General features: G+C 68.6%; 24 protein-coding genes. 13 read left to right on the top strand and 11 right to left on the bottom strand.

Features of this window, described 5'->3' with window-relative positions:
- Nucleotides 1–385 precede the first annotated feature (385 nt).
- Nucleotides 386–3,538: a sacsin N-terminal ATP-binding-like domain-containing protein gene (locus ACFVJ5_RS13205; protein WP_379220193.1), complete on the top strand. Its 3,153-nt coding sequence runs from the start codon at nucleotides 386–388 to the stop codon at nucleotides 3,536–3,538.
- Nucleotides 3,539–3,553: 15 nt separating this feature from the next.
- Here the strand turns inward: ACFVJ5_RS13205 and ACFVJ5_RS13210 are convergent, their stop codons facing one another.
- Entirely contained in the window at nucleotides 3,554–4,180 is a 627-nt protein-coding gene (locus tag ACFVJ5_RS13210; RefSeq protein WP_379220194.1) for a TetR/AcrR family transcriptional regulator, read from the bottom strand.
- 118 nt (nucleotides 4,181–4,298) lie between these two features.
- Here ACFVJ5_RS13210 and ACFVJ5_RS13215 point away from each other — a divergent pair, with 118 nt between their 5' ends.
- Complete coding sequence (locus ACFVJ5_RS13215; RefSeq protein ID WP_379220195.1) at nucleotides 4,299–6,323, top strand: neutral/alkaline non-lysosomal ceramidase N-terminal domain-containing protein; 2,025 nt, start codon at nucleotides 4,299–4,301, stop codon at nucleotides 6,321–6,323.
- Here the strand turns inward: ACFVJ5_RS13215 and ACFVJ5_RS13220 are convergent.
- Nucleotides 6,320–6,580: a DUF2530 domain-containing protein gene (locus ACFVJ5_RS13220; protein ID WP_379220196.1), complete on the bottom strand. Its 261-nt coding sequence runs from the start codon at nucleotides 6,578–6,580 to the stop codon at nucleotides 6,320–6,322. The genes ACFVJ5_RS13215 and ACFVJ5_RS13220 overlap by 4 nt on opposite strands.
- A gap of 62 nt (nucleotides 6,581–6,642) precedes the next feature.
- On the opposite strand from ACFVJ5_RS13220, the gene ACFVJ5_RS13225 reads away from it, so the two are divergent.
- On the top strand, nucleotides 6,643–7,080 hold the full coding sequence (locus tag ACFVJ5_RS13225) for a MarR family winged helix-turn-helix transcriptional regulator (RefSeq protein WP_101464515.1): 438 nt from the start codon (nucleotides 6,643–6,645) through the stop codon (nucleotides 7,078–7,080).
- Here ACFVJ5_RS13225 and ACFVJ5_RS13230 read toward each other — a convergent pair whose 3' ends face one another.
- On the bottom strand, nucleotides 7,081–7,482 hold the full coding sequence (locus ACFVJ5_RS13230) for a YccF domain-containing protein (protein ID WP_379220197.1): 402 nt from the start codon (nucleotides 7,480–7,482) through the stop codon (nucleotides 7,081–7,083).
- 25 nt (nucleotides 7,483–7,507) lie between these two features.
- Here ACFVJ5_RS13230 and ACFVJ5_RS13235 point away from each other — a divergent pair, with 25 nt between their 5' ends.
- Both ACFVJ5_RS13235 and ACFVJ5_RS13240 read left to right on the top strand, forming a co-directional pair.
- Nucleotides 7,508–8,311, top strand: coding sequence for a TrmH family RNA methyltransferase (locus ACFVJ5_RS13235; RefSeq protein WP_379220198.1), 804 nt, complete (start codon nucleotides 7,508–7,510; stop codon nucleotides 8,309–8,311).
- Nucleotides 8,308–8,607 (top strand): DUF2537 domain-containing protein, encoded by a 300-nt coding sequence (locus ACFVJ5_RS13240; RefSeq protein WP_379220199.1) that lies wholly within the window; start codon nucleotides 8,308–8,310, stop codon nucleotides 8,605–8,607. The genes ACFVJ5_RS13235 and ACFVJ5_RS13240 overlap by 4 nt, the downstream gene beginning before the upstream one ends.
- Before the next feature lie 3 nt (nucleotides 8,608–8,610).
- Here the strand turns inward: ACFVJ5_RS13240 and ACFVJ5_RS13245 are convergent, their stop codons facing one another.
- The 4 genes from ACFVJ5_RS13245 to ACFVJ5_RS13260 all read right to left on the bottom strand — a co-directional run bounded on the left by ACFVJ5_RS13245 (nucleotide 8,611) and on the right by ACFVJ5_RS13260 (nucleotide 13,131).
- The gene (locus tag ACFVJ5_RS13245; protein ID WP_379220200.1) at nucleotides 8,611–9,342 is read right to left on the bottom strand and encodes a DUF6928 family protein; all 732 of its coding nucleotides are present in this window, start codon (nucleotides 9,340–9,342) and stop codon (nucleotides 8,611–8,613) included.
- Between the two features lie 120 nt (nucleotides 9,343–9,462).
- Complete coding sequence (sepH, locus tag ACFVJ5_RS13250) at nucleotides 9,463–10,476, bottom strand: septation protein SepH (protein ID WP_379220201.1); 1,014 nt, start codon at nucleotides 10,474–10,476, stop codon at nucleotides 9,463–9,465.
- Nucleotides 10,477–10,788: 312 nt separating this feature from the next.
- Nucleotides 10,789–11,910, bottom strand: a complete 1,122-nt coding sequence (serC, locus tag ACFVJ5_RS13255) for a phosphoserine transaminase (protein WP_379220202.1) — start codon at nucleotides 11,908–11,910, stop codon at nucleotides 10,789–10,791.
- Between the two features lie 96 nt (nucleotides 11,911–12,006).
- Nucleotides 12,007–13,131, bottom strand: coding sequence for an FAD-dependent oxidoreductase (locus ACFVJ5_RS13260; RefSeq protein ID WP_379220203.1), 1,125 nt, complete (start codon nucleotides 13,129–13,131; stop codon nucleotides 12,007–12,009).
- Between the two features lie 79 nt (nucleotides 13,132–13,210).
- Between ACFVJ5_RS13260 and ACFVJ5_RS13265 the strand changes: the two genes are divergently transcribed.
- Together ACFVJ5_RS13265 and ACFVJ5_RS13270 are read left to right on the top strand one after the other, a co-directional pair.
- On the top strand, nucleotides 13,211–13,879 hold the full coding sequence (locus tag ACFVJ5_RS13265; RefSeq protein ID WP_379220204.1) for a TetR/AcrR family transcriptional regulator: 669 nt from the start codon (nucleotides 13,211–13,213) through the stop codon (nucleotides 13,877–13,879).
- A gap of 67 nt (nucleotides 13,880–13,946) precedes the next feature.
- Complete coding sequence (locus ACFVJ5_RS13270) at nucleotides 13,947–14,585, top strand: hypothetical protein (RefSeq protein ID WP_378656451.1); 639 nt, start codon at nucleotides 13,947–13,949, stop codon at nucleotides 14,583–14,585.
- Nucleotides 14,586–14,623: 38 nt separating this feature from the next.
- On the opposite strand, the gene ACFVJ5_RS13275 is transcribed toward ACFVJ5_RS13270, so the two are convergent.
- Complete coding sequence (locus tag ACFVJ5_RS13275; RefSeq protein WP_379220205.1) at nucleotides 14,624–15,502, bottom strand: polysaccharide deacetylase family protein; 879 nt, start codon at nucleotides 15,500–15,502, stop codon at nucleotides 14,624–14,626.
- Between the two features lie 149 nt (nucleotides 15,503–15,651).
- Entirely contained in the window at nucleotides 15,652–16,776 is a 1,125-nt protein-coding gene (locus ACFVJ5_RS13280) for a citrate synthase 2 (RefSeq protein ID WP_101464507.1), read from the bottom strand.
- A gap of 76 nt (nucleotides 16,777–16,852) precedes the next feature.
- On the opposite strand from ACFVJ5_RS13280, the gene pdxH reads away from it, so the two are divergent.
- From pdxH to ACFVJ5_RS13305, 5 genes are all read left to right on the top strand, one after another.
- The gene (pdxH, locus tag ACFVJ5_RS13285) at nucleotides 16,853–17,557 is read left to right on the top strand and encodes a pyridoxamine 5'-phosphate oxidase (RefSeq protein ID WP_379220206.1); all 705 of its coding nucleotides are present in this window, start codon (nucleotides 16,853–16,855) and stop codon (nucleotides 17,555–17,557) included.
- Between the two features lie 67 nt (nucleotides 17,558–17,624).
- Nucleotides 17,625–18,908, top strand: coding sequence for an MFS transporter (locus ACFVJ5_RS13290; RefSeq protein WP_379220207.1), 1,284 nt, complete (start codon nucleotides 17,625–17,627; stop codon nucleotides 18,906–18,908).
- Between the two features lie 258 nt (nucleotides 18,909–19,166).
- Nucleotides 19,167–20,480, top strand: a complete 1,314-nt coding sequence (locus tag ACFVJ5_RS13295; RefSeq protein WP_101464504.1) for a citrate synthase — start codon at nucleotides 19,167–19,169, stop codon at nucleotides 20,478–20,480.
- 63 nt (nucleotides 20,481–20,543) lie between these two features.
- Nucleotides 20,544–20,903, top strand: coding sequence for an FKBP-type peptidyl-prolyl cis-trans isomerase (locus tag ACFVJ5_RS13300; RefSeq protein WP_379220208.1), 360 nt, complete (start codon nucleotides 20,544–20,546; stop codon nucleotides 20,901–20,903).
- Between the two features lie 221 nt (nucleotides 20,904–21,124).
- Nucleotides 21,125–21,751 carry a hypothetical protein gene (locus tag ACFVJ5_RS13305; RefSeq protein WP_379220209.1) on the top strand — a complete coding sequence of 209 codons (627 nt, stop codon included), beginning with the start codon at nucleotides 21,125–21,127 and terminating at the stop codon, nucleotides 21,749–21,751.
- Between the two features lie 49 nt (nucleotides 21,752–21,800).
- Here the strand turns inward: ACFVJ5_RS13305 and ACFVJ5_RS13310 are convergent, their stop codons facing one another.
- Nucleotides 21,801–22,382: a Uma2 family endonuclease gene (locus ACFVJ5_RS13310; protein WP_379220210.1), complete on the bottom strand. Its 582-nt coding sequence runs from the start codon at nucleotides 22,380–22,382 to the stop codon at nucleotides 21,801–21,803.
- Between the two features lie 76 nt (nucleotides 22,383–22,458).
- Entirely contained in the window at nucleotides 22,459–23,616 is a 1,158-nt protein-coding gene (locus ACFVJ5_RS13315) for a YhgE/Pip domain-containing protein (protein ID WP_379220211.1), read from the bottom strand.
- Between the two features lie 276 nt (nucleotides 23,617–23,892).
- Here ACFVJ5_RS13315 and ACFVJ5_RS13320 point away from each other — a divergent pair, with 276 nt between their 5' ends.
- Nucleotides 23,893–24,555 (top strand): hypothetical protein, encoded by a 663-nt coding sequence (locus tag ACFVJ5_RS13320; RefSeq protein ID WP_379220212.1) that lies wholly within the window; start codon nucleotides 23,893–23,895, stop codon nucleotides 24,553–24,555.
- The last annotated feature ends 19 nt before the right edge of the window (nucleotides 24,556–24,574 follow it).

Below are 24,574 nucleotides of genomic sequence, written 5' to 3' on the forward strand. Positions count from 1 at the left end.
ACGAGGTCGTCACCGCCGAAATCGCCTCGGATACCGGGGTTCCCGCCGAGACTGTCTCGGCCGAACCCGCCGCCGAGGTCGACCTCCCTGTCGGCGACGAATCAGCCACCGCTGAGACCCCGGCCGCTCCGGATGCCGAGGGCTCCTCGGGCGCGTCGGACGAGGTAGCGACTGCTGCCGACGCGGTCTCGGGCACGGAGGCCGAACCCGCCGCCGAGGCTGCGGAGTCGGGCACGGAGGCTTCCGCTGTAGGCGAAGCCACGGTGTCGGGTGGGGCGGAATCCGGCGAAGCGGCGGAATCGCCTGATCTGAGCGAGCACGGATCGTCGGTGTCGCGCTGAACGGAGCGGGTGACCCGTTCGGCACCGCCGAGCTGCGGGCCGGAGTGCTCGCCGCGTGGCGGGATTCGCCGACGCGGTTACGCGAGGACAGTGCCAGCGAGGCGGATCTGGTGGCCGCGGGCTACCGGGATCGGCTGCTCACCGAGCTCGCGCAGAACGCTGCCGACGCCGCGGCCAAGGCCGGTGTCGCGGGTGAGCTGATCGTGCGGGTGCTGGACGGGCGGCTGCACGTCGCGAATACCGGCGCGCCGCTGAGTGTTTCCGGTGTGCACGCGCTGACGGCACTGCGTGCCTCCGGAAAGGCGGGCGCGGCCCAGGTGGGCCGCTTCGGTGTCGGCTTCACCGCGGTGCGGTCCGTCGGCGACGAGATCGAGGTCCGCTCGACGACCGGATCCCTCCGCTTCTCCCGCGTCGCCACGCTGAACGCCTTGCACGACACCGGCATCGGCATCCCCGACGACCTCACGACTATCGCGCCCCCGGTCCTGCGCCTGGCCTGGCCGGTGCCGACCACCCCACTCGCGGGCACCGACACCGAGATCGTCGTACACCTGCGCGACGACATCGACCCCGAAGCCCTCCTCGACGCTATGCGAGCCGAGGCCCCCGACCTCCTCCTGGAACTACCGGCCCTCCAGCACATCCGCATCGATACCGACCAATTCACCAGCGCGGTAGAGATTCTCGCCACCAACACCCGAGCCGATGCCGCCGTTCGGCCCGATGCCGCCCGGCCCGCTGCCCTCGCCACCGACGTCGCAGCCGCAGCCGACGGACTGGACGCCGCGGACGAGCTCGACGCGAACATGTCCGCCGCCGACCGCCCCGGCATACTCGCCCAGCTGACGATCACCCTCCCGTCCGGCGCACGCCGAGCGTGGTGGCAGTACCGCACTTCCCGCGCCCGCTGGCTACTCCCACTCCGTCATGGCCGCCCCGTCGCGACTGCCCCGGATGTCCTGCGCGCCCCCACCCGATCCGACGAGGAGCTCTCCCTCCCCGCGATCCTGGTCGCTGATATCCCGATGCAGCCCGACCGCCGCCGTCTCCTCCCCGGCGCCCGCATCACCGAACTGGCCGCGGGCTACGCGGATTTCGCCCGCGTGCTCCCGCCTCGGGACCGCCTCGTCCTGGTCCCCACGCCCGGCTTCGCCCGCAGCGAAGCGGACGCGATCCTGCGCGAAGCCGTCATCACCGAGCTGCGCACCAACCCATGGCTCCCGGTGTGCGCCACGCGCGACGCCGCCGTGGCCGACCCGTCGCCCGAGAATCCTGGCCTGCCCGCGCGATTCGGAACCGGCGACGCCGCCCCGAACAACGCACCCGACTTCGAGGACCTCTTCGCGTCCGACGAACCCGGGCTCGAGACACGATCGGCGCGCGGCGCATCGGATGACCTGCCAGATCTGGCTGCTCTCTTCGCCTCCGACGAAGCCGAAGCGACCGGCGGCGACGGAGCCCGCTTCGCGTCGGGCGAATCCGCACCGCACAGCGACCCTTTCGCATCGGAAGAGCCCACCTACGAACCGGCCGCGGCGGACTCGCCGTGCAGCACGCCGACCCGCGCGAGCGTATTTCCCGATCTCACCCCGGAATTGGCCGCGATCCTCGCCGAGATCACCGGACCGCTGGTGATTCCGGAGCTGTCCGGCCGGGCCGGTCAGGACAAGCTGGCGGTCCTCGATGTCCATCGGCTCGGCCCGGCCGCGGTGGCCGAGCTGTCGAGCGGACTGGAACGCGCACCACGGTGGTGGCGGCGGTTCTACGCCGCCCTGGAGCCGTTCGTCGTCGATACCAGGGCCGCCGAGGAATTCGGCGCCCTAGCCGTGCCGCTCACCGACGGACGTCTGGTCACCGGGCCGCGGACCGTGGTGCTCGATGATCAGCTCACCGTGGCCGTGCCGGTGCACTGGGCGCGCCTGGTGCACCCGGACGCCACGCACCCGCTCCTCGGTCGACTGGGGGCCCGCAGCGCGAGTTCGGACGACCTGCTCACCGATCCGGCCCTGCGCGACCTGCTCGAGCACGATCCGGCCGACCCGGACACCGTCGCCGCGGTACTCCAGCTGGCTCCCTTCGCCTCCCACGGCTCACTGCCCGACTGGCTCGGCCTACTCGAACTGCCCGACGACACAGGCGAACTGACCCCCGCCGACGAACTGCTGCTGCCGGGCGCCCCGCTCGCCGGGGTCCTGGCGCCCAACGCCCCCTTCGGCACCATCGCCGACACCGCCGTCGCCGAGTACGGCGAGCGAGCCTTGCGGGCGATCGGTGTCGGCTGGGGCTTCGCGGTGCTCGCCGATCCGGAACCGACGGGCCCCGACCACGACCTCGACGACGAACAGTCCTGGTGGAACAGCCTTTCCGATGACCCCCGTGAGCTCATCGCGGTCCGCGACCTGGACCTGGTGGACGAAGACCGCTGGCCGGAAGCACTGCGCCACCTGCTGTCCGAGCCACGCACCCGCGCCCTGCTCGCCGATCGCGACGGCTACACCGCCTGGTGGCTGCACCGCCACGCCCACCTCGACGGCGTCCCGCTGGGCCGGCTCCACCACCCTGATGACAACGAATTCGACGGTCTCCTGCCGGTATTCGCGGCGATCGGCATCGAAGGCCCCGACCTCGATGCCCTGCGTCCCGCTCTCGTGCGCCCGGACATCATGTCCGCCGAGCTGGCCGAGGAACTGCTCGACGCACTGGCCGATCCGTCGAAATCCCCTGCCCCCGAGGTGATCGCCCGAACCCATGCCCGGCTGGCCGCCGCGGTCGCGTCCGGCGCCCTCGATCCGCGCGAACTGGATCTGCCCGAGCAGATCCGCGCACTGTCCGGCGACGTCGTCGACGCGAGTACCGTCATGGTCCTCGACCAGCCCTGCTTCGGACTGGTCGTCCCGTCGCAACGCCTCGTCGTCGGCGATACCGCGCACGCGGAGGCGTTGGCCACCCTGCTGGACCTTCCACTGGCCTCGGAGGAGGTCAGCGCCGAGGTGCTCGGCACCGGCCGCCGGAGTACCTGGGCCGCGGAACCTCTGGGTGTGGTGCTGCGTCAGCTGTGGTCGCCGCAGGACGTCACCGGCGAGCTGGTGCTGCACGAAACCCTCGAAGTGCATCTGCGCGGGGCGATCTCGGGCACCGTCCACGTCCCCTGGTGGTGCGAGGGCGACGTCACCCACGTACAGGCGCCGCGCGGCTGAGCTGCGTGCGCGGACCTATTCCGCGTGCGCGCTGATCATCTCGGCGAGCAGATCGAGCTGAACCTGTACGGACTCGCTGTCGTCGTCGACCAGCCACCGCAGCACGATTCCGTCGATCACGTTGAGAATGAACCGGCTCAGCGTCGGCACCGGGGTCTTCCACTGCGTTGCGGTCGCTTCCCGGCAATGGTCGAGCACATCGGCGACGGTGTTGTCGTTGAACCCGTACTGTTCGCGGGCGATCGCCAGCTTGGCCGGTGTCGACTCACCCTCGCGCAGCGCGTAGGTGGTGGTCTCGTAGGTGAGCAACTGCCGTTCGGGAGTGGCTTCGATGTTGCGCCACATCAGTTCCAAACCGCGGCGCACCAATTTCTGAAATGCTTCTTTTCCTGTTCCGGCGTCTTCCCATACCGTTTCATCGGCATCGACGGAATCGCGCAATTCCATCGAGAGCGCTTTGACCAGCTCGGTCATCAGCGCGTCCTTGTTTTCGAAACAGTAATGCACCACACCTAACGAGACGCCCGCCGCTTGGGCGACATCACGCGTGGTCACGCCCGCCACGCCCTTTTTCTCGGCGAGACCGATCGCAGCCTCGATCAGGTGGGCTCGTCGTTCTTCGACGCTCAATCGGGAGGACACTGTGCGAGTTAAGCGCTCGCGTCACGAACAGTCAATTCGCCGGTCCGCCAGAAAATCCTGGACATTTGACCAGTTGATGTGGTTGTCTCCGAACTGAAAGTTGCGAAGGAGCCGTCCGATGTCCCTGTCCCGCCGTACCGTGCTCGCTGCCTCGGCACTGGGTGCCACCGCCCTGCCCGTCATCTCCGGTATGGGAATGCCGGTCGCACACGCGAATCCCGACGGATTCGAATTCGGGCTCGGTAGCGCCGATCTCACGGGCCCGGCCGCGGAATGCGGCATGATGGGTTACTCGCAATTCGAACAGACAACGGCGGGAATCCATCTGCGCCCGCGCGCTCGTGCGTTCGTGATCGGTGCGCGCGGATTTCGGATCGCGTTCGTCGCGGTGGAGAACGGCGCGGTGTTCGCCTCGGTACACGGCGCGGTGCTGCTCGCGCTCGCCCGCCGTTTCGGTGACCGGTATTCCGAGCGAAATGTCGTTCTCACCTCCACGCACACCCACGCCAGCTGTGGCGGTTCCGCACACGACTACGCCTACACGCTGGCGACGCTGGGATTTCAGCAGCAGGTCTTCGACGCCGAGGTCGACGGAATCGTCGAGGCGATCGTCGCGGCCGACGCCGACTTCGCGCCGGGCGCCATCAGCCTGGGCCGCGCGGAACTCCACGACGCCAGCGTCAACCGCTCGCGCGTGGCCTTCGACCGCAATCCGGCCGCCGATCGCGCGGTCTTCCCCGACGCGATCGACCCCGCGGTGACCACGTTGGTGTTCGCCAGGCAAGGTCGTCAGGTCGGTGCGCTCACCTGGTTCGCCACCCACAACACCTCGATGACCAACGCGAACCGCCTGATCAGCTCCGACAACAAGGGCTACGCGAGCTACGCCGCCGAACACCTCGAGCACGGCGTCCGCCACCTCGACGGCGCCGGCTTCCTCGCCGCGTTCGCGCAGACCAACGCCGGTGACATGTCGCCCAATCTCGGCCTCACGCCCGGCAACGGACCGACCACCGACGAGTTCGACAACACCAGAATCCTGGGTGAACGCCAGCATCACGCGGCGAAAGAGGCGGCGGCGCAGGCAGCCGCACAGCGGGCCGAGGTCGCCTCGATGCTGTGCTACATCGACCTCGCCGCGCTCACGATCGACGGCCGCTTCACCCCCGACGGCGCCCCGCGACGCACCTCCCCGGCCGCGGCGGGCGTCTCCCTGGCGGCGGGCAGCGTCGAGGACGGTCCCGGTCTGCCCGGCGGCCCGATCCCCGAAGGTGTGCGCAACCCGATGGTCGACTTCCTCGGCGGCATCGACCACCCGCACCCCGCCTGGCTCGCCGACGCCCAAGCCCCCAAGGCGATCTTCGCTCCGCTCGGGCTGATGCCGCCCGTTCCGTGGGTGCCGAATGTGGTGCCGATCCAGCTGATTCGCATCGGTGGCCTGTATCTGGCGGCCGCGGGCGCGGAATTCACGATCGTCGCCGGGCTGCGCGTGCGACGCGCGGTGGCGGCCGCGCTCGGCGTCGAGCTGGAACAGGTTCTGCTACAGGGCTATTCGAACAGTTACCACGAATACGTCACCACCCCCGAGGAATACGACTCCCAGCAGTACGAGGGCGCTTCGACGCTGTTCGGCCGCTACACGCTGTGCGGGTATGTGCAGGAATTCACCAGACTGGCAGAGGCGTTCGCCGCGGGTCAGTCGGTGGGGCGCGGTCCGGCACCGCGCGATGTCTCCGCGCTGCAACCGAACTTCGCCGCCGCGCCGGGACCCGACGCCACCCCGCCCGGCCGTGGTTTCGGTGACGTCCTGATCCAGCCGTCAGCCTGTCGACGCGGTGAACAGGCGGCTGTCGAATTCGTCTCGGCCCATCCGAAACACAATCCGCGCCGTGGTGACACCTTCCTGCACGTGCAGCGAAAGACCGCGGCGGGCTGGGATCGGGTGGCCAACGAGGGGGAATGGGACGTCCGTTTCCACTGGCGCACGGCGGGCGCCGCGGTCTCGATCGCCCGCTTCACCTGGGATGTCCCCGCGACGGCCGAACCCGGAGTGCACCGATTCGTGCACTACGCCGACGCACTGGGTGCCGACGGCACGCTTCGCCCCGTTGTCGGGACCAGCGACGAATTCGCGGTGAGCTAGTCGGTGTCGAGGCCCACCTGGGCGCCCTTGTCACCGCGTCGTGCGGAACGCCGCTGCAGGAGGAAGATCGACGACCCCAGCACGCCCACCACGAGCCCCATCAGGCACACCGGGCGGGCATCGGCCCAGCTCGTGTTCATCCACACGACCACGGTCGCGATGACCCACAGGGCGAAGCCGCCGAGCACCACGGGGCGTGGGTCGACCAGGATTCGGGGCAGTTGAGGTATCTCGGGACTGACAGGTCCGGCGTCCATACCCAAACAGTAGCCGTGTGAAACCCGTCAGCACAGCCGGATTTACCGTAGAGTTCTGCACTGTGACAACGCCATCGGACGTCCGTGCCCTGGCCGGTGACCTATCACTGGCCGTCGTGCGGCTCACGAGACACCTGCGCGGACGCCGTTCCGATGCGCAGATCTCGCTTACTCAGCTGTCGGCTCTGGCGACGCTGGCTCGTGATGGCGCGATGACGCCCGGCGCGCTGGCAGGCAAAGAACGCGTGCAACCACCGTCGATGACCCGTGTCATCGCCTCGCTCTCCGACCTCGCTCTGGTCCAGCGCCGTCCGCATCCGACCGACGGCAGGCAGATCATCGTCTCGCTCTCGCCCGCCGGTCGCGCGCTGATCGCCGACGAGACCAATGCCCGCGAGGTGTGGATGACAGGCCAGCTCGCCGGCCTGCGCCCCGAGCAGATCGCGGTGCTCGGGGAAGCCGTCGGCATCATGAACCAGATCGTCGCCGAATCGGAGTGATCAGCTCGATTGCCGCGCCGCGTCGGCCGACACCACGTCATGCCCGAGCGGGAACAGCGACAGCGGCACCAGCTTGAGATTCGCCCAGGCGAACGGCAGACCGATGATCGTCACCGCCAGCGCGATGCTGGTGAACACATGGCCCAGCGCCAGCCACCAGCCCGCGAAGACGAACCAGATCACATTGCCGATCAGCGAGCCCGCGCCCGCGCTGGGTTTGTTGACGACGGTGCGGCCGAACGGCCACAGCACGTACCCGGCCAGGCGTAGCGAGGCGATCCCGAACGGGATGGTGACGATCAGGATGAAACAGATCAGTGCCGCGAGCAGGTACCCCAGCGCCATCCAGAACCCGCACAGCACCACCCAGAGCACGTTCAAGATCAACTGGACAATCTTCATGCTTCCAGCATGCCAGGATTAGCCGGTGGCCGAAGTGATCGATATCGACGACCCCACCGACCCGCGCGTCGACGACTTCCGTGACCTGTCCAATGCCGACCGCAGGCCGGACCTGCCGGGCCGGAAAGGCCTGGTCATCGCCGAGGGCGTAGTGGTCGTGCAGCGGATGCTCGACTCGCGTTTCGCGCCCAGCGCCCTGCTCGGCGTCGGGAAGCGCTTCGAGACCCTGGCCGACGATCTGGCCGATCGCGATCTGCCGTACTACCGCGCCAGCGCGGAGGTGATGGCCGAGGTGGTCGGCTTCCATCTCAATCGCGGCGTCCTCGCCGTGGCGCCGCGTCCGGCGGAGCTCACCGTCGACGAGGTGCTCGACGGCGCGCGCACGGTGGCGGTCCTGGAGGGCGTCAACGACCACGAGAACCTGGGTTCGATGTTCCGTAACGCGGCCGGGCTGGGCGCGGACGCGGTGCTGTTCGGCGACCGGTGCGCCGATCCGCTCTATCGGCGGGCGGTACGGGTGTCGATGGGGCATGTGCTCCGGGTGCCCTTCGCGCAACTGCCGCAGTGGCCGGAGAGCCTGGACCTCGTGCGGAACAAGGGCTTCCAGATCATCGCGTTGACGCCGAACCCCGCGGCGGTGAATCTGGCGACGGCGATGACGGGGGAGAAGGTGGCGCTGCTGCTCGGCGCCGAAGGGCCCGGCCTCACCGAGGAGGCCATGCGCGCCACCGATGTTCGCGCGCGCATCCCGATGTCACCCGGAACCGATTCGCTCAATGTCGCGACCGCGGCGGCGATGGCGTTCTACGAACGAGTGCGCACGTCATGAGCAAGGAATGTGAGGGACCGTATCGGGCGCAAGCGGATTCGGTGCCGTGGGCGGCAGGCTGCACCGTTGTCGTGCTGGTCGCGCTGCTCGGCGGGGTCGCGGTCTACGCCTTCGGATGTGCGCTGGCCGCGGTCAATCCGCTGCTGGCGATCGGGGTGAACGTGGTGGCGGCGGTCGGGGTGGCGCCGACCGCGTGGCGATGGCGGTTCACGCCGGTGGTGCGGTGGGTGCTGGCCGGTGCGGCCGGGGCGGTGGTGCTCGGCTGGATCGCCGTGATCGTCGACCAGCTCGGCTGACGCTCACACCACCCGATCGGCGCCGCGCATCCACCCGAAGAGCCCGCGCTTGCGCCGCGTCGCAGCACCGGGACGACCGACCGGCGCGCGCTTCTGCTCAGGGGCCTGGCCTTTCGGATACAGTGTGAAACCGCAGACGGCCAGGTCGCCGGGGGTGAGTCGGCCGGAAGCGGCCGGGGTCAGGTAGCGGAAACCGAGCCATTGGTCATTGGCGGCATCGGCGAAATCCGGCGGATCGAACGGCAGCGACTGCGGTTCGGGATGGTCCGAACCCCGCCACGGCACCGGATGCTCACCCGCCCAGAAGGTGCGCTCCCACACCATCGGGAGCCCTTCGTTCTCGAGGATGTCCACCCGGGTGGAACTGAACGAGCGCCGGAATTCGCCACGCTCCCAATGCGCGAACGCACCCCAGTGCAGTGTCGTGTCGTAGGACACGAGATAGGTGTGCTCGGAAGCGAGCGGGCGCACCAGCAGATCGGGCAGCTTCGTCGGATGAACCAGCGCGGCCTCGGCCGTGCACACCACGGTCAACCCGGGATAGCACCCGATATAGACCTCGTCCCGATCCGGTGCGGCGCACCCGGCCAGCGTGCCGACCATGTGCGGCCGAACGTCGTGGTCGCCGTACAACTGCCCGGCCAACGCCGCCGCCGCAACGGGATCGGACTCGACAGTCCCGGTCAGCACCGCCGCCGGATCAGGCGTATCGACATACCAGAGCGTAGAAGCCACTGTCCCGCCTCTCCGTGTATTCAAGCCAGACTCAGGTGGGTGGCTCGACGGCGTCGGCGGCTGACGGTTGGCGGACGTGGTACGTCAGTTCGTTCCCGACGAGTTACCCATGTTCTTGCTTCAGTTGCCGGAGCTGCGTACGCCCAACAGGACGTCTTCCCATGACGGCATGGGAGCCTTGCCCCGCTTGGTCCGCGCGGGCTTCGGTGCGGGCTTCTCGGCTACCGGCTCCTCGGCGGGCTTGTCCGCTTGCACCGTGGGCTGACTCGGCGCGGCGGGAACAGCGGGCTTCGGGGCGGCGGGCTTGGGCGCGGCGGGTATCGGCGCCGCGGGGATGGGCGCGGCCGGAATCGCTGCCGTCCCACCGCCTGCCGCGACCTGACGCTGCTCGTAGTACTCGTCCACGTTCGGAGCCGGACGACTCTGCGGACGCGCGGCGGGTGCGGCGATCTGCTCGCGCGGACGCGGCTCCACCGGGGTCGGTGGTTCGAGCACCGGCGAGGCGGCCGGAACCGGCGTGGGCAGGATCGTGGCCAGCCCACGCAGCGCGCGGCCGAAGTCGGGATCGATCAGGTCGTTGGCCGGGTCGTCGAGCGGAGACACCGAGCCGCCGTGCGCGTCGGGCTGGTAGCGCCAGTGCGCGGCGATCTCGGAGTGACCGTGGCGCCACTGCAATTGGGCGACCCAGAAACCCTTTTCGTCTTTCCAGGCATCCCACTCGGCCTGTTCGATGGTGTGACCGCGCTCGGCGAAGGCCGCCGTGACGATCTCGTGCAGCGTTTCCACCGAGGGGCCGTCGGGACGAACCGGGTGTGCCTTCTGCGCCAATTCGGCGGCGCGCGCACGCTCTAGCAAGACGGGGTAGGCGAATCGTTCGACTTTGGATTCCGGCATACCGGACTCTGCCGTGACCTGCTCGACGGACGCTCCAGCGCGAATACGGGCCTGGATATCGCGAGGACGCATAGTCGCCTCCGTTTCGATCTCGATCTGGCCGAATCGTGCGAGGTCGCCGCGCGCCGCCGCGCGGAGCTTGTCGTCGGCGGGCAACCGGAACTTGGTACCGGACTCGGTGTCGCTGCACACGATGTGCGTGGAGTCGGGCGTCACCCCGATCACTCGAAGTTCACGCACCGTTACCTCCCTATCGCGTCGGCTACGACACCGCCCACTTTCCTAGACAGTAGTGCACATTACTTGGCCGCGGCAGCAGACACGCACGACTTAAATCTCGCACCAGCCGTGCCCAGGGGGCTAATCTGAGCGGCTCACCACCCGAATTCCGCTTGTGTGCAGGCATTTTGGTGATAGATCAACATCAAATATCGGTACCGAGATCTGTCGAAACTCGGCGAATATTGCGAATGTGTGCAGTCCGAACAAGAAGGGCCGGTGCGCGGCGAACCGAATGGGTTCACCGGGCACCGGCCCTATCGCGGTCTTATCTCAGAGCTGACCGACGACCCAGTCGATCGAACGGGTCAGCTGCGAAACATCTTCCGGATCGATCGCCGGGAACATGCCGACGCGCAGCTGGTTACGGCCCAGCTTGCGGTAGGGCTCGGTGTCGACGATGCCGTTGGCGCGCAGGATCTTGGCGACCTGGGCCGCGTCGACCGCGTCGTCGAAGTCGATGGTGCCGACGACCTGCGAGCGGTGCGCCGGGTTCGACACGTACGGGGTGGCGAAGGAGCTCGACTCGGCCCACGAGTACAGCCGCGAGGACGAATCCAGGGTGCGCTTCACGGTCCAGTCGAGGCCGCCGTTGGCGTTCATCCACTCGATCTGGTCGGCGAACAGCAGCAGGGTGGCCAGCGCCGGGGTGTTGTAGGTCTGGTCCTTGGACGAGTTGTCGACCGCGATCGGCAGCGACAGGAACTCCGGGGTCCAGCGACCCGATTCCTTGATCTCGGCGACGCGGGCCAGCGCGGCCGGGCTCATGATCGCGATCCACAGGCCACCGTCGGCGGCGAAGCACTTCTGCGGGGCGAAGTAGTAGACATCGGAGTCGGCGATGTTCACCGGCAGACCGCCCGCGCCCGAGGTGGCGTCGATGGCGATGAGGGCGTTCTCCGAACCGACCGGACGCGACACGGGGATGGACACACCGGTGGAGGTCTCGTTGTGGGCCCAGCCGATGAGGTCGACCGAGGGATCCGACACGGGCTCGGGCGCGCTGCCCGGCTCGGCCTTGACGACGATCGGGTCGCCGATGAAGGGGTTGCCCTTGGCCACCGAGGCGAACTTCGAGGAGAACTCGCCGTTGGTCAGGTGCAGCGAACGCTCGCGGATCAGGCCGAAGGCGGCGGCATCCCAGAACGCGGTGGTGCCACCGTTGCCGAGCACGACCTCGTAGCCGTCGGGCAGGGAGAACAGCTCACGCAGGCCGTGGCGCACGCGCGCGACGACGTCCTTGACCGGCTTCTGGCGGTGCGAGGTACCGAACACCGAGGCGCCGACAGTCACCAGGGACTGCAGCTGCTCCGGGCGGACCTTGGACGGGCCGCAGCCGAACCGTCCGTCGGCGGGCTTGAGGTCGGCGGGAATGGTCGGGAACGCACTGGTCATGGGGGCGAGTTTAGTGGTCGGCCGAAGCTCGTACGCGCAAGGGGGGCGGGTCGGGAAGAGGCTGTGAGACGGCCCACTCGCGTTCGTCACGGTTGTTCAGGAAACGCCGGTCATGAAGTCGACCAATCCGAGCGGCGCGCTGTCGCCGACGCACAGGTCGAGGATCTGGTGCGCGTCCGCGGCCGCCCTCGCGCCGCGGGGGAACAGCGCCGCTTCGTAGGCGGTGAGCGCGGCTTCGACGTCGCCGGGGTGCGCGGCGATCGCCATGGCGAGTTCGGCGCCGTCGAGCATGGCGAGGTTGGCGCCTTCGCCGGCCGGGGGCGCCAGGTGCGCGGCGTCACCGAGCAGCGTCACGCCGGGGACGCGATCCCAGCGGTGGCCGGTGGGCAGCGTGTTGATCGTGCGCGGGACCGGCGCGCTGTCGCCGTCGGTGATCAGCGCGGTGAGTTCGGGCGCCCACCCGTCGAATTCGGCTGCCACCCGGGCCAGTGCGCCGGTGGGGTCGGTGAAGTCGATGCCGTCGAGCCAGTCGGCGGGGCGGGCGAGCTCGGCATAGGTGTGGATGACATCGCCCGCCTCGCGGTGCGCGGAGATGCCGTTGCCCGGTGCGAGCGCGAACATGCCACCGTCGCCCACGACCGCTGCCGCCGCCGGGTGCCGGTTGTCGACGTCGTAGAGGTAGGTCTCGACGAAGACGGCGCCCGCGTATGCGGGTCGCGCCTGCGAGAGCAGCGGGCGGATCCGCGACCAGGCGCCGTCGGCGCCCACGAGGAGCTCGGTGCGCACGATCGAACCGTCGGCGAACGTCAGCTCGTGGTGGCCGTCGCCGACAGCGGTGACGTCGGTCAGCTTCTTGCCCCACTGGACCGTGCCCGCGGGCAGGGCGTCGAGCAGGATGCGTCGCAGGTCGCCACGCAGGACTTCGGGCCGCCCGGTGCTGCCGTCGTCGGGCTCGTCGAGGAGCAGTTCGCCGTGGTGGTCGAGGATCCGGGAGGCCGCGCCGCCCTCGTGGATGATCGCGCGGAACTCGGCGGTGAGGCCGGCCGCGGCCAGTGCGCGCTGGCCGTCGTGTTCGTGGATGTCGAGCTGGCCGCCCTGGGTGCGGGCGCCTGCCGATGGCTCGGCCTCGTAGACCGTCGCGGAGATGCCGTGGACACGGAGGACTCGGGCGAGCGTGAGGCCCCCGAGACCTGCGCCGATGATCGTGACCGCTGTCGTCATGGTGATCCCTTCGTCTTCTGGAACGACGTTCCATGGATCCAGTTTGGAACGATGTTCCAGAAGTGTCAAGATGGTGTGTATGGCGACACACCCCCAGCGGACCCGGCGCACCGACGCGCTGTCGAAGCAGCGGATCGTCGACGCCGCGATCGAGATCCTCGACGCCGACGGCGAGCGCGCGCTCACGTTCCGCGCCCTGGCTTCGCGTCTGGAGACCGGCAGCGGGGCGATCTACTGGCATGTCGAGAACAAGGGCGATCTGCTCGTCGCCGCGTCCGACGACGTCATCGCCCGTGTCCTCGCGAGCTCGGACGACAGCGCGGAGCCCTTCACCGCGATCCGTGCCGTCGCGCTCGGGATGTTCGACGCGATCGATGCCCATCCGTGGGTGGGCGCCCAGCTCGTCCGGGTGCCGTGGCAGCCGGCGATGCTGCGGATCTACGAGCGCGTCGGCTCGCAGTTGCGGATACTCGGCGTCCCCGAGCGGTCGATGTTCTATGCCGCGTCCGCGCTGGTGAACTACATCCTCGGCGTCGCCGGGCAGAACGCGGCGAACGCTCGACTCGAGGTGCCAGAGGGCGACCGCTCGGGCTTCCTCGCGGCCGTCGCCGCCCGCTGGACACAGCACGACCCGGTGGAATTCCCGTTCGCTCATCAGATCGCCGAGCAGCTGCGTGAGCACGACGACCGCGAACAATTCCTCGCCGGAATCGATTTCATCCTCGCGGGAATCGCCGCCCTCGGCTGACCGCGCCGATGCGGTGAGTGCGGGGAATTTGCCCTTGCGCGAAGGGCGTTCGCATTACTCTTCTGCCATGAGCCTCGTTGTGGCCGACTCGGGTCGGACCCTGCTCGATCGGTGTGTGTGGGCTTTCGGGCGGCGGCCGGGGTTGCTGTCCGAGGGAGCGCGGCGGGAACTGCTGATCAGGGGGCTGCCCGCGATGGCGAGTGTGCTGTCGGTGCGGACGCGCCGGGGGGAGGGTGGTTATCGGTTCAGCGTGCGGGTGTCGGTGCCGGGGGAACTGGCCTACGACGCGCGGGTCCGGCAGCGAGTGCGTAGCCAGGACCTGGAGTGGATGCAGACCGGCGACGTGGTCGGCTGCCGGGTGGACCCGGGCGACCGGGAGCGGGTGGTGCTGTTCGTGCCCGAGGTGGCGGAGTCGGGGCGCAAGGCCGCGGCCAAGATTCTGGCCAACGGGCGGCGAGCGGAGGCGACCGTGCTCGCGGTGGCGCCGATCGCGGCGGATTACACCGGGCGCGACGATCCGGTGCTGCGGCTCGATCTGGAGATGCGGGCCTGGGACGAGCCGTTGCCGTGGCGGGTGCGGTTGATTCAGCCGGTGCCGCTCTCGGCGGTCGGGCAGATCGAACTCGGGACGCGCCTGGAGGCGGCGTTCTTCACCGTCGACCGTGGGGCCTCTGTCGCGATCGATTTCGCGGCGTTGACGCGCTGAGCGTGCCGACGTTCCGCTGTGCGGGCGGGCGGCGTCCGCTACAAGTGGACGAAGGTGAAGCCCGCGGCGCGCAGGGCCGGTAGCGCGGCGGCCATCCCGGCCGCGGTCCCCGATCGGGGACGGTGCATATGCGCGAGCGCGATGCCGCCGGGCGTGGCCGCGCTCATCGCCCGCTGCACCTGTGCCGCCGACGCGGTCGCCCCGAAGTCGGCATTGACGGTGAAACCCAGTGGGGTCTCGCCCAATTCGTTCACGATCGCGACCGCCACCTCGTCGTAGTGCGCGGTGCCCGCGCGAAAGAATCGCGGCGCGCGGCCGGTGAGCTCGATGATCCGCTGATGGTTGTCCCAGACCTCGTACGCGGCTTCCTCGGCGGAGGCGGTGCCCGCGACCTTGTAGGCGGACCGGCCCGATACCGAGAGCGGCTTGTGCGCGCCACCGTGATTGGCCAGTTCGAACAGCGGATTCGCCGCCAGTCGCTGTACCCGAGCCGGATCGGCGTCGACCCAGCGTTTGTTGAGGAACAGGGTGGCCGGGATCTGTTCGGCGATCAGCAGGTCGATCAGGGACTGGTCGATGTCACTGTTGCCGGGACCGCCGCACGCGTCGAGCGTGAGCGCGAACTGTTTGCCGCCCGTGGGGAAGCTGCTGGTGATGCCGGGCAGGTCGACGCCCCACTGATGCGCGACGGCGCCCGCGTGCCGGGCGGCCACCTGGGCGGGAAAAGGTGCCGGCACCAGCTCCGGGGTGGCGATCGGGTGCGCGCTCACCGGCGAGACAGGCTGCCCGGCGGTGCGACCGGTTGCCTCGAGCGCGGCCGAATCACCTTGTGCGACAGCGCATCCTGTGGCAAATCCGGCGGTGAGAGCAGCGCAGGCACCGAACAGCCTGCGCCGCGACAAACCATTGCTGTGCACGATCCACCCCTCACGAACATGTTCGCTGGGATGTTATCGCCGAACCTGTCGCGGTGCTCGTCGAACACGTTCTCGCAGGTGGATCGTTAGATGCCGCAAGTAACTGAGAATGAACCGGGCGCCGAGATCGCGGCGCCCGGTTCGACGACTCAGTGCTGCGAGATGGTGGACCAGCCCGGAACCTCGTCCGGGGTGCGCGGGCCGGGCCCGGTGTAGATCGCGGCGGGGCGGACCAGCTTGCCCAGCTGCTTCTGCTCGAGGATGTGAGCACACCAACCGGCGGTCCGGCCACAGGTGAACATCGCGGGCATCATGTGCGCCGGAACCTCGGCGAAGTCGAGGATGACCGCGGCCCAGAACTCGACATTGGTCTCGATGGCGCGATCCGGGCGACGCTCGCGCAGCTCGGCCAGCGCGGCCTGCTCCAGCGCGGCGGCCACCTCGAATCGGGGGGCGTCGAGGCGCTGGGCGGTGGCGCGGAGCACGCGGGCGCGCGGGTCCTCGGCGCGGTACACGCGGTGGCCGAAGCCCATCAGCTTCTCTTTGCGGTCCAGGATGCCCTTGACCAGCGCACGCGCGTCGCCGGACTTCTCGACGGCCTCGATCATCGGCAGCACGCGCGCCGGGGCGCCGCCGTGCAGCGGGCCGGACATGGCGCCGATCGCGCCGGACAGCGACGCCGCCACGTCGGCGCCGGTGGAGGCGATGACGCGGGCGGTGAAGGTGGAGGCGTTCATGCCGTGCTCGGCCGCGGACACCCAGTAGGCGTCGATCGCCTCGGTGTGGCGCGGGTCCGGGTCACCCTTCCAGCGGGTCATGAACCGCTCGGTGACGGTGTCGCACTCGTCGATCTTGCGCTGCGGAACGGCGGGCTGGTAGATGCCGCGGGCGGACTGCGCCACGTACGACAGCGCCATCACCGAGGCGCGGGCGAGGTTCTCGCGGGCGGTCTCGTCGTCGATGTCGAGCAGCGGCTCGTAGCCCCAGATCGGGGCGAGCATGGCCAGGCCGGCCTGCACGTCGACGCGCACATCACCGGTGTGGACCGGCAGCGGGAAGGGCTCGGCGGGCGGCAGGCCGCGACCGAACTCGCCGTCGACCAGCAGGGCCCACACGTCGCCGAAAGTCACCTGGTCGGTAACCAGATCCTGGATGTCGACGCCGCGATATCGCAGGGCGCCGCCGTCCTTGTCTGGCTCGGCGATGTCGGTGGTGAAGGCCACCACGCCTTCCAATCCGCTGACGAAATCCTGTGGTACCGAGCTGGTAGTCATGGTGACTCTCCTTGCAGGGGCATGCCGATATTTCTGAACCCTAGACCCGGACGTACCGCGGAGTAATCTCGCCCCTATGCGTGACCTGGACCCCGCCGCGACCACCGCGCCCGACCTCGCCGCGATGCGTGTCGACTACGGCAATCCCCTGATCGTCGCTGCCACCGAACCCGATCTCGACGAGACCTGGGTGGCCGGTGGCTGGGAACCGTTGCTGCGCAGCTGGATCGAGCAGGCGCGAGGTGCCGGAGTCGCCGAACCCAACGCGATGGTGCTGGCCACGGTCTCGCTGACCGGCCCCGCGCCGCGACCGGTGGCGCGCACGGTCCTGTGCAAAGGGCTCTCACCCGAGGGCGTCACCTTCTATACGAACTACGACTCGGCCAAGGGCGCCCAGCTCGCCGCCGACCCGTACGCGGCGGCGAGCTTCGTCTGGCCCGCGCTCGCCAGGCAGGTGCATGTGCGCGGCGTGACCGAGCGGGTCTCCGCCGAGGTGACCGCGGCCTACTGGGCGGCGCGGCCGCGGGAGTCGCGGCTGGGCGCGTGGGCTTCGCGGCAGTCACGACCGGTGGCCTCGCGGGCCGAACTCGATCGCGTGCTGGCCGAGACGACGGCCCGGTTCGCCGATGTCGACGACATTCCCGTGCCCCCGTTCTGGGGCGGTTACCTGCTGCGGCCAGACGAGGTGGAGTTCTGGCAGGGCAGGCAGGGCAGGCTGCACAACCGCATCGTGGTGCGGATCGACGGGCCCACCACAACAGTCGAACGTTTGCAGCCGTAACGACGGTGGCCTTTCTCACTGCGCCTAAACATGGGATGACCGGGCGGCAGTGGCTAATCTGCGCTGAGTGAAGCTGCTCGCCGACACCGAACCCCTGCGTAATCGCGACTATCGCAGGCTCTGGACGACCAATATCGTCACCGTCATCGGCGCGCAGCTCTCGGTGGTCGCGGTTCCGCAGCAGATCTTCCAGATCACCGGCAGTTCCGGCTACGTCGGCCTGGCCGGTCTGTTCGGCCTGATTCCGCTGGTGGTGTTCGGGCTGTGGGGCGGCGCGCTTGCCGACGTGATGGACCGGCGCACGCTGCTCGTCATCACCACGGCGGGCACGGGCCTGACCGCGGTCGCGTTCTGGGTGCAGGCCGCGCTCGGGGTGAACAATGTGTGGCTCGTCCTCGGGCTGTTCGCCACCCAGCAGGCGTTCTTCGCGGTCAACCAGCCCACTCGCAGCGCCCTGATCGCCCGGTTGCTGCCGCCGGAGCAGATGGCCTCGGCCAGTTCGCTGAGCATGACCGTGCAGAACGTCGGCATGATCGCGGGGCCGGTGCTGGCCGGTGTACTGATCCCCGTGATCGGCCTGTCGATGCTGTATCTGATCGACTCGATCGCCCTGCTCGCGACGCTGTGGGCGGTGTGGCGGCTGCCCGCCTTCCCGCCGACCGGCGAGCAGCGCCGGGCCGGGCTGCGCGCCGTACTCGACGGTTTCCGCTATCTCGCGGGCCAGCGCATCCTGCTCGCGTCGTTCGTCGTCGACATCATCGCCATGGTGTTCGGCATGCCGCGCGCGCTGTTCCCGCAGATAGCGCACGAGACGTTCCACGACCCGGCCGAAGGCGGGGTGGCGCTGGGCCTGCTGTTCGCGGCCATCGCGGCGGGTTCGGTGATCGGCGGCGTGTTCTCCGGGTGGATACCGCGGGTGCGCAGGCAAGGGCTGGCGGTGATCGTGTGCATCGCGCTGTGGGGTGTGGCGATGGTCGGCTTCGGGCTCGCCGTGGGGTTCGCCGGGCATCTGTTCGGGCTGGGGGTGTGGCTGTGGATCGCGGTGGCGTTCCTGGCGTTCGGCGGCGCGGTCGACATGGTCTCGGCGGCGTTCCGCACGGCCATGTTGCTCAACGTGTCCACCGACGAGATGCGGGGGCGGTTGCAGGGCGTGTTCATCGTGGTCGTCGCAGGTGGGCCGCGGATCGGTGACGTTGCCCACGGTTTCGCCGCGGCGAGCATGGGTACTGCTGTAGCGGCTGCCGGTGGCGGCGTACTGGTGGTGATCGGAGTGGTGCTCGCCGCGCTGGCATTCCCCGCCTTCGTTCGCTACCGAGTCACTCGCGCACCCTCCACCGTGGCCGCGAATTGATTTGTGCGGCAATCGGATTCGGGCATCGGCTCCGTGCGCCGGGCAATCGTCGGGCACCGCCGCGCTGACGGTGCGAAAAACGGGATCGGCGCAGGTCCCCGGCCCTGCATCGACCTCACCGCCGCACGCGACCGATGTGAGAACAGGACAGGACAACCCTGATTGCTCGTCCTGACCGAACAACAGCTAGCGTTAGCGCAAGCGCACCTGTGCCGACCGCACCGGTGCCTACGGTTCTAGCCTGAGAGGGATCCTTCCGTGCCCGCTGAGAACATCACCAACGTCACCGAAGACGCCAAGGCGGTACTCCAGTACCCCGGTGGCGAGTTCCCGATCTCGGTCACCAAGGCCGCGGAGGGTAACGACGGGCTCGACTTGGGCAAGCTGCTGGCCAGCACCGGTTACGTCACCTATGACCCCGGTTTCATGAACACCGCGTCGACCAAGTCGGCCATCACCTACATCGACGGTGAAGCGGGCATCCTGCGCTACCGCGGTTACCCGATCGACCAGCTGGCGGGCCGCTCGACCTTCATCGAGGTCAGCTACCTGCTCATCTACGGCGAGCTGCCGACCCAGGCCCAGCTCGACGACTTCACCGATCGCATCCGTCGCCACACCCTGCTGCACGAGGACCTGAAGCGGTTCTTCGACGGCTTCCCGCGCAACGCGCACCCCATGCCGGTGCTGTCGTCCGCGGTGAACGCGCTGTCGGCGTACTACCAGGACTCCCTCGACCCGCGCGATCCCGAGCAGGTCGAGCTGTCGACCATCCGCCTGCTGGCGAAGCTGCCGACCATCGCGGCGTACTCGTACAAGAAGTCGGTCGGTCAGCCGTTCCTCTACCCCGACAACTCGCTGTCGCTGGTCGAGAACTTCCTGCGGATGACCTTCGGGTTCCCGGCCGAGCCCTACGAGGTCGACCCCGAGGTCGCCGCCGCGCTCGACATGCTGCTGATCCTGCACGCCGACCACGAGCAGAACTGCTCCACCTCGACCGTGCGCCTCGTCGGTTCCTCCGACGCCAACCTGTTCACCTCGGTGTCGGGTGGCATCAACGCGCTCTGGGGCCCGCTGCACGGCGGCGCGAACCAGGCCGTGCTCGAGATGCTCGACGAGATCAAGGCCAACGGCGGCGACGTCAAGGAATTCATCCGCAAGGTCAAGAACAAGGAAGACGGCGTGAAGCTCATGGGCTTCGGGCACCGCGTCTACCGCAACTACGACCCGCGCGCGACGCTGGTCAAGCAGGCCGCCGACAAGATCCTGTCGAAGATCGGCGGCGACGACCAGCTGCTCGACATCGCCAAGCAGCTCGAAGAGGCCGCCCTCACCGACGACTACTTCGTGTCGCGTCGCCTGTACCCGAACGTCGACTTCTACACCGGCGTGATCTACCGGGCCATGGGCTTCCCGACCCGCATGTTCACCGTGCTGTTCGCGATGGGCCGTCTGCCCGGCTGGATCGCGCACTGGCGTGAGATGCACTCCGAGCCGCTGAAGATCGGCCGCCCGCGTCAGATCTACACCGGTTACGGTGAACGCGACTACCGCGCGATCGACAACCGCTAGTTTCGATCCGCCGTTGTCGGCAACTTTGTTGGGTACAGCAATCTATCGAAGGGGATAGCCCGCATGACCAAGCCGGAGATCGAATTCCAGGAGGGCCCCGCGCCCACCGAGCTCGTCATTACCGACCTCATCGAGGGCGAAGGCAAGGAAGCGGTGGCCGGTGGCACCGTCGAGGTGCACTACGTCGGCGTCGAGTTCGACAACGGTGAGCAGTTCGACTCCTCCTGGGATCGCGGCGAGTCGCTGACCTTCCCGCTGCGCGGCCTGATCCAGGGCTGGCAGGACGGCATCCCCGGCATGAAGGTCGGCGGCCGTCGTCAGCTGGTCATCCCGCCGGACCTCGCCTACGGTCCCGCCGGTGCGGGCCACGCCCTCTCGGGCAAGACCCTGGTCTTCGTGATCGACCTGCTCAACGCGAACTGATCTGACAGCTTTCGGCCCGTGCTTCCCCCAGGGAGGCACGGGCCGTTGCTGTTTCAGGGGTAAGGCTCCCGCCTCGTGAGCCGCGGGGTAATGTGCCCCGCGTATGACGGAGCCCTACGGCTCCCGTGTGATTCGTTTCCAATGCGTTGTCCATGACAGTGACTTGTTCGATTCGCCCGGGGCCGGGTTCTTCGGGAGTTTCGGGAGGGAGATTCTCGATCATGTTCCAACACAAGGTTGTTCGCCGTGCGCTGGCCGTGGCATTGCCCATCGCCGTGGCGGTGAGCGTCGCCGGGGTCGCGTCTGCGCAGGTCGATCAGCAGACGCAGTACGCGGCGGGATTGTCGAGTGCGGGGGAGGGTTACCGCACGGTGGTCGCGCCGGACCTGCGCACCGTTGCCGCCTCGGTGGACGAGGGCCGGTTCCTGCTCGCACCCGACCGCGGCCGGGTCATCGTCGAGTCGGCGACCGGCGATCCGATCGGTGAGGTCCCCACCTCGTTCACCACGGTCAGCGGCAATGTGATCGCTCTGGCGACCGAGATCGCGGCCGACGGGCGAAGCATGACGGTGACGCCGCGGCCCACCGCGGAGGCGAGCGACGAATTGAAGAACATCGCGACCACCCCCACCGCCCAATTCCCCGACCCGGTCCAGAACGCCGCCGCGATCGGTGCCGGCGTCGGCGCGCTCATCGCCGCCGTCGTGTGTATCCCGATGATCACCACGATGATCCTCTACCTGCCGTGCGTCGGCCTGGTGGGTCTCCCGAACGCGTTGATCGGCGCGTTGATCGGCGCGGTGGTCGGCGTAGCCGCACCGCACATCATCCCCCAGGTCCTGCCCTGACCCCTGAAAACCCCTGCGGCCCGGTCGAAATCGACCGGGCCGCGTCGGTTCAGCGGGTGAGCTCGGCGAAGGCGATGTCCCCGACGATCACATGTTCGAGCCGCAGTAGCCCGTCGCGGTGGATCTGGTGGAGCCGATACTCGCGGGCGTGTGCGTCGAGCCGGAACTCGAGCACCTCCGCTATCGCGAATTTCGTGTCGAGCATGACGACGAGGTAGAGCGGAATACCGACTCGCGCGTACTGCGCCTTCTTGTCGAGCAAGTCCTCGGCCGCTGTCGACGGCGACGACACCTCGACCACGATCAGTGCGTCGCCCGCTTCCGGCTTGTCTCCTGGCTGGTCCAGGCATCGGTACACCGTGACATCGGGACGGCGGAAGGTGAACTTCGGAACCCGCCAGAGCACCACGTCGATATCGGTCTCGGCGCGGATGCACGGTTCGGTGCTCGGCAGGTCTTCCATGGCGCCCGCGAGTCGTCGGGCGATGCGGTTGTGCTCAGGTGTCGGTGATTCGCAGAGGATGACGTGCCCGTGCACCACCTCGATCTCCCTGGAGACGTTCTCGGGGAGCTGACGGTACTGCTCTTCCGTCATCTGATGGGGTAGCGAGTCCACGGCCTGGATCGTCATAGGCCGAGCTTACCGACCGTGTTGCCACCTCGACACTGTTCGTCGACGACCTCCGAACGCGGTCGGTGGTGGGGGGTCACTCCCGGACGACTTCGACGGGGTCGGTGAGGGCCAGGGCGAGCGCGGATTGTTGGGACTGGCCTCGTGGGGGGAGGGCTTCGAGGGCCTTGCCGGTTTGGGTGTTGAGGTTGCCGACGATGTTCTGCAGGGCGCCGACGCCGCCGGTGAGTTGTTCGACGGCCGAGAGGAGTTGGGCGCCGCCCTGTTCGGCGAGGGTGGGCAGGCCCTTGGCGAGTTCGGCGCCCTGGGTGAGTTGGTCGCGGGCGCTGTTGAGACGGGCCACGACGGTGCGCAGGAGGGTGCCGAGGTCGGTGTTGGGATCTACTGCGGCGCCGGTCAATTCGCTGAGGCCGTCGAGTTGGGTGCCTGCCTGGGTCGATACTCCGCGTAGCGCTTCGAGTTTGGTGATGATGTCGGCGAGCTGCGGGTCGCCCGCGAAGGGGAGGGCTTTCAGCAGGGGCAGGATCTGGTCGAGGCCGGAGCCCATGGCGGCCGCGCTGGATTGGACGCCGGCGATGGTGACACCGGTGGCGCCGAGCGCGTCGGCCAGCTGGTTCGCCTGCTTCGCCGCGCCGTCGACTGTTTGGTTCAGCAGCTCGATCGCCGAAGTGAGTTGGCCCGCACCCTCTTTCGCGTAATCGAGGAAGCCGAGCATCTGCTCCGCACCGCCACTGAACTGGTTCGCACCGTCGGCGGCGGCGTTCACGCCCGCGCTGAGTAGCTGGGCGGTGAACTGGACCGAGGTCATCTGGTTGCGTGCCTGGGAGACCGCGGCCAGCGCCGCGTCGACGCCGGACGCGCCGATCCGGTGCGTCACCACGTCGACCGCGCCGTTCACCGTGTTCGTGTCGGCGCCATCGTGGGTGGTGACGGTGACCTTGGCGCGCTTGGGTTCCGGGGTGGCGAGGGTGGCCATCGACGCGGTGAGGTCGGCGGGCAGGGTGATCACGGCGGCGTAGTCGCCCGCGTCGATCTCACCGGGCTTCGCGACAGTCCATTCATAGCCGCCCGCATCCTGCACAGCCTTGGCCACGCGCTCGCCGGTCGGCCCGGAATCGGCGTTGACGAGCGCGATCCCGGTCGGTGCGGCATCCTTGGCAGAACAGGCGACAGCACCGCCCGCCAGCACGAGGGCGGTGGCGAGGCAGAGCAGACGAGCGCGTTTGTCGATCACTCGGCGACGGTATCCCGGAGTTCGGTGCCGGACGTGGGAGATGTCTGAGAGTTCGTTGAGGAAGGGCCGGCCCGGGTTAGCTGCTGGTATGCCGGTCGGGCGCCCCGAACGATCGCCGGTCGATAGCTACCCGTCCAAACTATGCCTTGTGTCACAACGTATTACGCAACCCCGTGGTGGTTCGGTACAACTCTCGAGTCAATCGACATCGAGATTTTTTCGATTCGTCCGGGGGGTTCGGGGATTCTTCGGAAGCATCGGGAGGGAGAACCGAACATGTTCAGCCACAACATCACCCGCGCGGGTCGCCGTGCGGTCTTCGCCGCACTGCCGCTGGTCGTCGCGGCGTCGCTCGTCACCACGGGCACCGCGGCCGCTGACGTCACCGTCGCGCGTCAGGCCGAGATCGCCGCCGGGCTGGCAGGCGAAGGCGCCGCCGACGGTATCGGCTACAAGACCACCGTCTCGCCGGACCTGCGCACCGTCTCCGCGACCGTCGACAACGGCCGCTTCGTGCTCTCGCCCGACTCCACCAACGTCGCCGTCATCTCCGCCACCGGAGACAAGGTCAGCGAGCTGCCGCTGACGATGACCACCGTCGGCGGCAACAACATCGCGCTGGCTTCGGTCGTCTCCGAGGACGGCCGCACGCTGCAGATCGCCCCGCAGCTGTCCGCCGCCACCACCGACGAGCTGAAGAGCATCGCCACCAACCCCGAGGCCGGTAACCACGACCCCGTCCAGAACGGTGCGGCCGCCGGTGCCACCATCGGCTTCCTGACCGCGGCGATCCTGTGCATCCCGGGCCTGGCCGCGTTCATCATCGGCTACTTCCTGTGCGCGTTCACCTCGGGCGTCTCCTTCGCGATCACCGGTGCGGTGCTCGGCGCGGTGATCGGCCTGGTCATCCCGGAGTCGATCCCGCAGGTTCTCCCCTGATTTCCGCTTCAGTCGCTGG

Origin of the sequence: Nocardia sp. NPDC127606 (genome assembly GCF_042671725.1) — a bacterium.
In the GTDB taxonomy this organism is placed as follows: domain Bacteria; phylum Actinomycetota; class Actinomycetes; order Mycobacteriales; family Mycobacteriaceae; genus Nocardia.